Annotated in this window: 5 protein-coding genes; 2 read left to right on the top strand and 3 right to left on the bottom strand. The window is 60.3% G+C overall.

Annotation, left to right across the window (positions count from 1 at the left end):
• Positions 1 to 391: 391 nt before the first annotated feature.
• Positions 392 to 625 carry a hypothetical protein gene (locus tag ABH924_RS24660; protein WP_404503138.1) on the top strand — a complete coding sequence of 78 codons (234 nt, stop codon included), beginning with the start codon at positions 392 to 394 and terminating at the stop codon, positions 623 to 625.
• Between the two features lie 53 nt (positions 626 to 678).
• On the opposite strand, the gene ABH924_RS24665 is transcribed toward ABH924_RS24660, so the two are convergent.
• From ABH924_RS24665 to ABH924_RS24675, 3 genes are all read right to left on the bottom strand, one after another.
• On the bottom strand, positions 679 to 2040 hold the full coding sequence (locus tag ABH924_RS24665; RefSeq protein ID WP_404503140.1) for a hypothetical protein: 1362 nt from the start codon (positions 2038 to 2040) through the stop codon (positions 679 to 681).
• Positions 2041 to 2188: 148 nt separating this feature from the next.
• Positions 2189 to 2422: a hypothetical protein gene (locus tag ABH924_RS24670; protein WP_404503142.1), complete on the bottom strand. Its 234-nt coding sequence runs from the start codon at positions 2420 to 2422 to the stop codon at positions 2189 to 2191.
• Between the two features lie 59 nt (positions 2423 to 2481).
• Positions 2482 to 2808 carry an ArsR/SmtB family transcription factor gene (locus ABH924_RS24675; protein WP_404503144.1) on the bottom strand — a complete coding sequence of 109 codons (327 nt, stop codon included), beginning with the start codon at positions 2806 to 2808 and terminating at the stop codon, positions 2482 to 2484.
• A gap of 324 nt (positions 2809 to 3132) precedes the next feature.
• Here ABH924_RS24675 and ABH924_RS24680 point away from each other — a divergent pair, with 324 nt between their 5' ends.
• Entirely contained in the window at positions 3133 to 3612 is a 480-nt protein-coding gene (locus ABH924_RS24680) for a hypothetical protein (protein WP_404503146.1), read from the top strand.
• The last annotated feature ends 8 nt before the right edge of the window (positions 3613 to 3620 follow it).

Genomic DNA, 3620 nt, shown 5'->3' on the forward strand with positions numbered 1-3620 from the left:
CAGGCCGCCGCGGTGGATGAATGGCTACTAGAGCGGCCAGTTAATCACGGCATGAATAAGTACAGAAACAGCCACGGTGAGACGTGCGCAGCCCTTGAGAAGCTGCACGTACATCGTGGCTTTTTCGTGCCATCCAGACCGTGAGGCCTTGTTCCGTTTACCCATAATTCACCCCCTTCCTTTTTGGTAGAACCAATCCCGGAAGTGGGATAAAGCAAGCTTAGCCGACCGAAGCGTTTCAAATACGGACCCAGCTCGCCCAGGCTCGGCTGAAAGCGCCGCTATTAATACTGTCGAGCCACGCCAGGAGGGAGCGGTCGTCTTGTCGTTTGTCGTTGCCCCTAGACTGGCTGGTAATGCTGCGCTGGACCAAGATAAGGGAGGGTATCCGATGAGTCAGTTTAAGTACTACGGTCAGCTCATGGGCGGGGATGTCATAGTCACCGTCGAAGGCAAAATCCAAACGGTAGTCGGCTTCGATGGCGAGCTGCTTACCCTAGCGGAGGGAGCCAAAACGCTCCCGGACATATACCCGTCAGCTGATCCGAAGATCGTCCAAGAGATCGTCGTCAACGACGACACCAGGACGACGTCTGTTCTGGTTCTTCACTCTTCGATCTCATAGTGAGCCGTGCCGGTGATGCAAAAGCCCTAATAGGGTGAATAGTGACAATAGACCTAAATAACCCTACGCCGCTGAGGCGTCCGCCTGGGGGTTTTGGAACGTCGCGTGGCGGCTTCCTGTAGCCCGTGCTCATAGTCGGCGGCACAGCGTTCCCGCCAGGACGTTGCGGGGAGCTGCTGTTGGCGGCGTGAGGCGGCGTCCTTCTCGATCCGCTGGCGCTCGGCTTCGGCCCGGGCGCGTTTCTGCCGGCCTTCCGCTTCGAGGCGCTGGTCTCGGGAGCGAATGGGCGTGCCGTCGGCTGTGAGCCAGTGTGAGAGCCGCTCTTGTGCCCACCGGGCTTTGTTCTCGGGGGCGACGCCTTTTGCGGCGTCGTGGGGGATTCTGGCGCTGTCGGGGCGGTTGTCGAGGGCGTGCAGGATGTCGGAGGCGTTCCAGCCTTTGATGAAGTACGGGCGGAAGACCCATGCCAGGAATGCCGGGCGGGCGTCCCTGAGCGCAAGTGAGTGGTGCATGACTTCGCGGACGGCGACAGAGGCAGCTTCCCGGAACGCCCCCCGTGTCGTCCCGGCTACCGTCGCACGAAGTGAGCAGTCGGAGTGCTGCCGATGTCCCGGTGGTGGGTCTGCAGCGCCCTCTAGGGCGATGCCTGAAGGTTTTTGCGGCGGCGAAGCCGCTCCTTTCAAGGTTTGAAAAGCTTCTCGCGCGTGTAGGGGGTTACTACGTAACTCCCTCACGGTGGGACCGTCACTTTTATCCACGGGATCTTCTACGGCTTTGAGCTGGTGGGGGACTGTCAGGACGTAAACGGCGCGTTCGTTGGTCTGCGGGCCCTGGTTCTTGGGCGTGAAGCCTGCCAGGCGTCCGGAGGCGACAACAGCCAGGGCTCCGTAGGAGATCAGCCGTTTCGTGTGTCGCTGTACGGTGGATTCCGAGATGAGTCCTTTGCGCATGATGTAGTCCCAGCCGGGGGAGGTCGTCATGGTCCTGACCTGGACGTCACCGAGGTACAGGGCCGCGATGCGGAGGAAGTTCTTGCGGCCGTGGGCGTTCATTGTCCGGACCTGCGGGAGGGAGCGGACGTAATCGAGCCATTGTGAGCCGCGTGCGGCCCGCTGGAAGCCTTCGGGAATCGCGGCGAACACCACATCAGGGCGGCGCTCCGAGCGGCGGTTGACCCGTCGCCACATGGCCTTATTGCCATCGGATTTCGCCCGGTCGGTCTTACGCCAGGGCTTCTTGTCAGCTGGCTGTGGTGCCGGCTCGGTGCCGGTGGGGTGCAGCTCGCCGGGGTCCTGGGCGAAGTCGGCAAGGTTCGATGGGGTCAGTTCGAGCCGCTGCGGGCCGTCGCCAGGCGTGACAGAGGGGGCGCGGCGCGCAGAGGCATGCGTTGACCCGGAATCAGTTTCCGGTACCATAAAGGACAGCAGTTCCTTTCATTTTAGATAAAACAAAGGGAGCCACCTCGTGAGAGGGAGCTTGAGCAGTTCAGATCACCGATCCGCCAAGATGAGGATCTGAACGAGAAACTTATTGAAGGCCCGCCTAGTGCGGGCCTTCTTCAATTTAAGATGCTTGCGGGAATGGCAGCACTCCTTGGTTCTTGAACATCCAGGAGGGCAGCCCGACTTCGGGAATGTCCGCCTGAATGTGGTCGATGATGGCTTCCAGGATGACTGCGCTGGATACGCCGGCCCTGTTTGCCAGGTTGTCGATCACGTCTTTGCGCTGTTCTTCGATCGCCCAGCCAAGACGAACGGGATTGACCCGTGTGCCTTTAGGAAGTCTGCGAGGTGCCATGTGTCCCACTTAACTATGTATGTGTGTGTGGGATCTGGAGACACGCCGAAGCAGGAATCTTAATTTCCTGAGGTGTACCTGCGGTACTCGTCCTGAGCCATCTTGATGGCGTCGGGATTGAGGCGGTAGATAACCCACTGGCCCTTGCGGTTGCCGGTGTCGCCGTCAGTTAGCACGCCGCCGGCCTCGACTAGCTGACGAAGGTGACCGTAGACAGTGCGGTATTCGGCCCCGATCGCCCTGGCAATGCTTCCGGACGTCGCTCCGTCAATATGCTGTGCCAGATACCGGATGATTTCCGTCCGCAACGGATTGATACCGAGCATGGCTATTGCCGCTTCGGTGAGAGCCGGGGCTGGCGTAGAGGGGCGAACATACTTTGGCACCTGTCCATTCTGTCGTAAGGCGTCTTCCGCCCCATACTAAGAAATTAAATGATGTAGGTCTAAACTAGACCTATGAATCTTAAATGTATAGATTGAGGCATGGTCGAAACCGCAGGACGACAACCTCCCTGGTCCCGCCCTGGAATCGCCGTCATGTTGTCGGTGGTGCGAGGTACTAGATAGGTGTGGTGTCTGCTTTTTGAGAGTTGTGTCTCAAGGACGTCATGTGACAAGACATACCGGCTGACCCGGTTTTATGCTTTGCCGGGCGTTGGTCGATTCGGTGGATTTTTGTGGTTGGAACCGTCCCGAGCAGGGGGAGTGATGGAGATGGCGAGTTTGGTGCCGTTTGGTGTGAAGTGGCCGGCGACGGCTGCGCTGAAGGATCGTCGTGTCCGTGAGCGGGCAGCGTTTGTTGAGTGGATCGAGGGTTTGGACGTCCTGGAGGACCAGCGGCGGGTGCTGTCGGTCCTGTTGGGGATGGTCGATGACGTCGAACTCGTTGATGGCCGCTGCGCCGGCGTGACGTATCCTGCCGAGGTCGCCCGCCGTGCCGGCGGCTTGGAAGACGTGGAGGGGATTCTCCTCAGTCTTGAAGCTGCCGGTCACCTGAGCTTGCACCCTGCGGCGGAGGTCTTCGAGGACAAACGCCCTGGCATCGTGTTCCGGCTCCGCCGCCCTGATGTAGTCCTCACCGTCGAGTCGGCCGGTCCGCTATGGATCTCTGACGCCTGGCCGAGGCGGAGCGTTGCCGCAGTCCCGCTGACGCGTGCGCTGGCACGGGAGCGGGCAGGCAATGCCTAGGGCCGCGG

This window comes from Arthrobacter sp. GAS37, assembly GCF_044908325.1.
GTDB lineage: Bacteria > Actinomycetota > Actinomycetes > Actinomycetales > Micrococcaceae > Arthrobacter > Arthrobacter ramosus.

Coding starts and splice junctions, on each gene's coding strand:
- ABH924_RS24660 (WP_404503138.1), top strand. CDS start 392: ATGAGTCAGTTTAAGTACTACGGTCAGCTCATGGGCGGGGATGTCATA.
- ABH924_RS24665 (WP_404503140.1), bottom strand. CDS start 2,040: ATGGTACCGGAAACTGATTCCGGGTCAACGCATGCCTCTGCGCGCCGC.
- ABH924_RS24670 (WP_404503142.1), bottom strand. CDS start 2,422: ATGGCACCTCGCAGACTTCCTAAAGGCACACGGGTCAATCCCGTTCGT.
- ABH924_RS24680 (WP_404503146.1), top strand. CDS start 3,133: ATGGAGATGGCGAGTTTGGTGCCGTTTGGTGTGAAGTGGCCGGCGACG.